We start from the raw sequence: 4,712 nt of genomic DNA, 5'->3' as shown, positions 1-4,712 counted from the left end.
TCGAGGAGCTGGCCGGAGGCTGCCCGGAGACCGAGCTGCCGCTGCTGGGCGGAGGTGTGAGGGGCGTACGGCGTGTCTGAGGAGGCTGGTGACGGGGCGTCGTCGGGTGGTGCGTCCTGCGGGGTTGGCGGGGTGCCTGAAGGAGCGCGTGAAGGGACGCCTGAAGGGGCGTCGATCAAGGTGGCGGGCCCGCCGGTCGGCGGCTCGGCCCGATCAGCCCCATTTCCGTACGAGGCATCGGCAGGCGGATCGGCCCGATCGACCGCATTCCCGTACGAGGCGTCCGCGGGCGTATCGACCCGATCAACCCCATTCCCGTACGAGGCATCCGCTCGCGTATCGGCGCGATCGGCCCCGGCGGAGGCCGAAGCGACCGGCGCCGCCCCCGGCGTCTCCGTGGACGTATCGCCGCTGGACGCCTCCGTGCGGAATCCCGGCGGCTTGGGACCTGGTGGAGTCCGCCTGGGGCCCGGCGGAAAGGAGGCCGGCTCCTGCGGTTCAGGTGGCGGTGCCTCCCAGGGCGCCCGCTGCCGCTGAAGCCCACTGCGCCGCAAGGCGTCGGCGCCCGGCGGCATCGGGGGCTGCGGCCCGGAGGCCGGCGGTTTCGCGGGGGCGTCCCCGCCGGACGGTCCCCGTTGCGGAACAACTCCGACCGTTCCCGCCGCCGAGGCGAACCGGTCGTCGAGGGAGTCGGCCGCGGCCGCCGGCCCCGTGTCCTCGGTGGAGTCGTCGTACAACTGCCGCCACCAGTCGTCCTCATGACCGGTGGGCGTCTCCCCCTGCTGGCTCATGCCCCTAATTGTCCACCGGACGGGCCGGTTGAAAACGGCGCATCCGGAAAAACCGGCCAGTGCCTCCGATGCCGAACGGCAGCTGGTCCCCCGGTGACGTAACGATGGCAGGGTGACGTAACCGTGACAGAGAGGCGGGTGGTACGGGAATGATGTGCGGCGGCACGTTTGCGCCGTGGCACTTTTCCGCCACGGCTGGTCAACGAGGAGGGGCGTCGCCGGATGCTGGGAGCGATCGGTCTGGACGAGACACATGAGTCGGCGTACCGGGCGCTGGTGTCCGTGGGCGCCGCCGACGTGCCGGACCTCGCGCGGCGGCTCACGCTCTGCGAGTACGACACGGAGCGGGCGCTACGTCGGCTGGAACGGCACGGGCTCGCGGCCAAGTCCTCGGCCCAGCCGGGGCGTTGGGTAGCGGCGCCGCCCGGGGTCGCCCTCGGCGCGCTGCTCACCCAGCGGCGTCAGGAGCTGGAGAAGGCGGAGCTGGCGGCGGCGCGGCTCGCCGAGGAGTACCGCGCGCAGGCCGCCGAGCCCGCTGGGCACGACCTGGTCGAGGTGGTGACGGGAGCGGCGGCCGTCTCGCAGCGGCTGCTGCAACTCCGGCTCGGTGCACGCGAGGAGGTGTGCGCGCTGGTCACCGCCGACGCATACGCCGTCACCGGGGCCGAGGACGACGCGAAGGAGAAGGCCGCCCGCCGCCGCGTAGTCGTCGAGCGCGCCGTGCTGCACTGCCCCACCGGCATCGCCGAACTGTCCGAGGCGCTCGGCCGCGACGAACAGATACGGGTCGTGGACAAGGTGCCGACCCACCTCGTGATCGCCGACCGGACGCTCGCCATGGTGCCGCTGGCCCCGGGCGCCCTCGACCCCGCCGCGCTCGTGGTACACGCGAGCGGACTGCTCGCCTCACTGTCGGCGCTGTTCGAGTCGGTGTGGCGAGAGGCGCTCCCCCTGCGCCTCGGCGCGGCCGGCACACCCGCCGAGCAGGAGCAGGACGGACCCGACACCGCCGACCTGGAGATCCTCTCCCTGCTCCTCGCCGGACTGACCGACGCGAGCGTCGCCAAGCAACTCGACCTGGGCCTGCGGACCGTACAGCGCAGGGTGAAACGCCTCATGGAACTGACGGGTGTGACCACGCGACTCCAGCTCGGCTGGCAGGCGTACGAGCGGGGCTGGGTCGCCCGGGAACGCAAGGACTGAGCGCTCCGCTGAACATGCCGGTTCGAAGCTGCGGGCTCGTCGTGGCTGGTCGCGCCCGCCGCCCAACCCGCCGCACACACACTCAACACATCGGATCTCTCCCGACTTATTGACGACCTCTCGCTTCATCTCTAACTTGCGCACTGGGATAGCTCCGATGAATCCATCCAGAGAAGCTGCATCGCATCCCTGTGTCGTGCGAGCCGCCAGGAGGCGTCATGCCCAGCCCGTCCAGCCCTCGGTCCAGCAGCCCCTCCAGACGTACCGTGCTCGCCACCGGCTCCGCGCTCGGCGGAACGCTGCTCGCGGGCGGCCTGCCCGCACCGGCAACAGCCGCCACGGCGGCTTCCGGCTCAGAGACGTCCGGCACAGCGGCCTCCGGGGCCGCCCCGCACCCTGCCTCCGACCCCTGGCGCACCGTCCTCGACGACGCCGACCTGGTCTGGCAGCGGATGCCGAAGACCTGGTACGAGGGCCCGTTCCTGGGCGACGGCTTCCTGGGATCCGGTATCTACGCCGAACCGGGCAGGGAGACCGAGGCCGTCCGCTTCAACGTGCAGCACTCCGAAGTCCAGGACCACCGCCCGGAGTTCGGCTCGCTCTTCGGGCTCGCGCGGCTGCCGATCGGCCACTTCACCCTGGAGCCCGTGGGCACGATCACCGGCCTGGACTGGCGCCTCGGCCTGCGCGACGCCGAGCTGACCGGCACGCTCACCACCGACCAGGGCACGCTCACGATCCGCGCCCTGGTGCACAACTCCCGCTCCGTACTGGCCATAGAGGTCACGCCGAACGAGGGCGAGCGCGACTTCAAGTGGGTCTTCCACCCGGCGAAGGCGGTCAGCCCGCGCGCCGATTTCCGGCCGCTGCCGGAGGGGTACGCGGCCAACCCACCCGCCGAGACCGGGGAACACGACGGCATCTCCACCGCCGTACAACCGCTGCTGTCCGGCGGTCAGCATGTCACCGCATGGCGGGAGCGCACCCGGGGCCGTACGCGGACGCTGTACGCGCATGTCGCGCACTCGTACCCGAAGTCGACGGCGCTCGGTCGGGCACTGGCCGCCGTCCGCGGCGCCTCGCTCCTCTCGTACGACCTCCTGGCGGTGACGCATCGTGCCTGGTGGCGGGCCTTCTATCGGAAGAGTTTCCTCTCGCTGCCCGACGCGCGCATCCAGCGCTTCTACTGGATTCAGCTCTACAAGACGGCGGCGGCGGCCCGGCGCGACGCGCCCGTGATGGCCACGTGCGGCCCCTGGGTCGAGTCCACGCCGTGGCCGGCGACGTGGTGGAACCTGAACGTGCAGTTGGAGTACTGGCTCATCCACGGCTCCAACCATCTCGAACTCGATGCCGTGACAAGGGCGTTGAGCGAGTTCCGCGACAACCTCACCGCCGAGATGGCGCCCGCGTACCGCGCCGACTCCCTCGGTATCCCGCGCACCACCGACGCCTCGCTGGTCAACGGCGGCGCGACGGGCCCCGTACTGGGCTACGGCGTCGGCATCCCGGGCCAGGACCCGCCGACTCCCGAGGTCGGCAACCTCACCTGGGCGCTGCACAACGTCTGGCTCAGCTATCGCCACACCATGGACGAGTCGATCCTCCGCGACGTCCTCTTCCCTCTCCTCCGCAAGGCGATCAACTACTACCTGCACTTCCTGGAGCCGGGCGCGGACGGCAAGTTGCATCTGCCGGCCACCTTCTCACCGGAGTACGGCGGCAACTCCAGGGACTGCAACTACGACCTGATGCTGCTGACATGGGGCTGCCGTACGTTGCTGGAGTCGGCCGAACTCCTCGGCGTCGACGACGAGTTGGCCCCGCGCTGGCGCGAGGTGCTGGCCAGACGGGCGGCGTATCCGACCGACGAGAACGGCTTCATGATCGGCGCGGACATCCCCTTCGCGAAGTCGCACCGCCACTACTCGCATCTGCTGGCGGTGTATCCGTTGTACGAGCTGACGGGGCGTACGCCGGACGAAAAGGCCGTGATCGAGAGGTCGTTGGCCCACTGGGTCGGCTTCGAGGGGGCCCTCCAGGGCTACACATTCACGGGCGCGGCCTCGATCTCGGCCCTGCTCGGCAAGGGCGAGGACGCGCTCACGTATCTCGGCCAGCTGATGTCCCGCTTCATCCAGCCCAACACCATGTACAAGGAGACCGGCCCGGTCATCGAGACCCCCCTGTCGGCAGCCCAGTCCCTGCACGACATGATCTGCCAGTCCTGGGGCGGCATCGTTCGCGTCTTCCCCGCACTCCCCGCGGCATGGGCGGACCTGACGGTCCACAACTTCCGTACGCAAGGGGCGTTTCTGCTCAGCGCGGTGCGGGAGGGTGGGGCGACGCGGTGGGTGCGGCTGGTGAGTGAGGCGGGCGCGCCCTGCGTCGTACGGCACGGCGTTGCGGGCCCCGTCGACGTACGGGACAGCCGGGGGCGCCCGCTGCGCTACGACTCCGTCGGTGACGGCACGATCCGTATCGCCCTGCGCAAGGGCGAATCGGCGCTGGTCACCGCCAAGGGCGACCGTCCGGACCCACGGATCGCTCCGGTCGGGCCGAACGAGGCGGCGCCGCACCGCGCAGATGCTGCTGTACCTGCCGCACGCCGTGCCGGGCATCATCGCCGCCGTCGGCGCCGATACGGAACTGATCGGCCGGACTGCGCGCGTACAGCAGCCCGGTGTCCGCGGCGCGAGGGGTTGCACTCCAGGAACC

General features: G+C 71.0%; 2 protein-coding genes and 1 pseudogene. 2 read left to right on the top strand and 1 reads right to left on the bottom strand.

Annotation, left to right across the window (positions count from 1 at the left end; translation table 11 throughout):
- Positions 1-791: pseudogene (locus tag G6048_RS46695) on the bottom strand (hypothetical protein); the annotation flags it as partial.
- Positions 792-1,013: 222 nt separating this feature from the next.
- Here G6048_RS46695 and G6048_RS46690 point away from each other — a divergent pair.
- Both G6048_RS46690 and G6048_RS46685 read left to right on the top strand, forming a co-directional pair.
- The gene (locus tag G6048_RS46690; RefSeq protein WP_165345686.1) at positions 1,014-1,994 is read left to right on the top strand and encodes a helix-turn-helix transcriptional regulator; all 981 of its coding nucleotides are present in this window, start codon (positions 1,014-1,016) and stop codon (positions 1,992-1,994) included.
- A gap of 218 nt (positions 1,995-2,212) precedes the next feature.
- On the top strand, positions 2,213-4,712 hold a 2,500-nt coding region (locus G6048_RS46685; protein WP_235991117.1), incomplete at its 3' end, for a glycosyl hydrolase family 95 catalytic domain-containing protein.

It is taken from the genome of Streptomyces ureilyticus (assembly GCF_011045025.1).
Lineage (GTDB): Bacteria > Actinomycetota > Actinomycetes > Streptomycetales > Streptomycetaceae > Streptomyces > Streptomyces ureilyticus.
The sequence above is the reverse complement of the archived record's forward strand: the minus strand, read 5'-3'. Positions and strand labels throughout refer to the sequence as shown.

Coding starts and splice junctions, on each gene's coding strand:
- G6048_RS46690 (WP_165345686.1), top strand. CDS start 1,014: ATGCTGGGAGCGATCGGTCTGGACGAGACACATGAGTCGGCGTACCGG.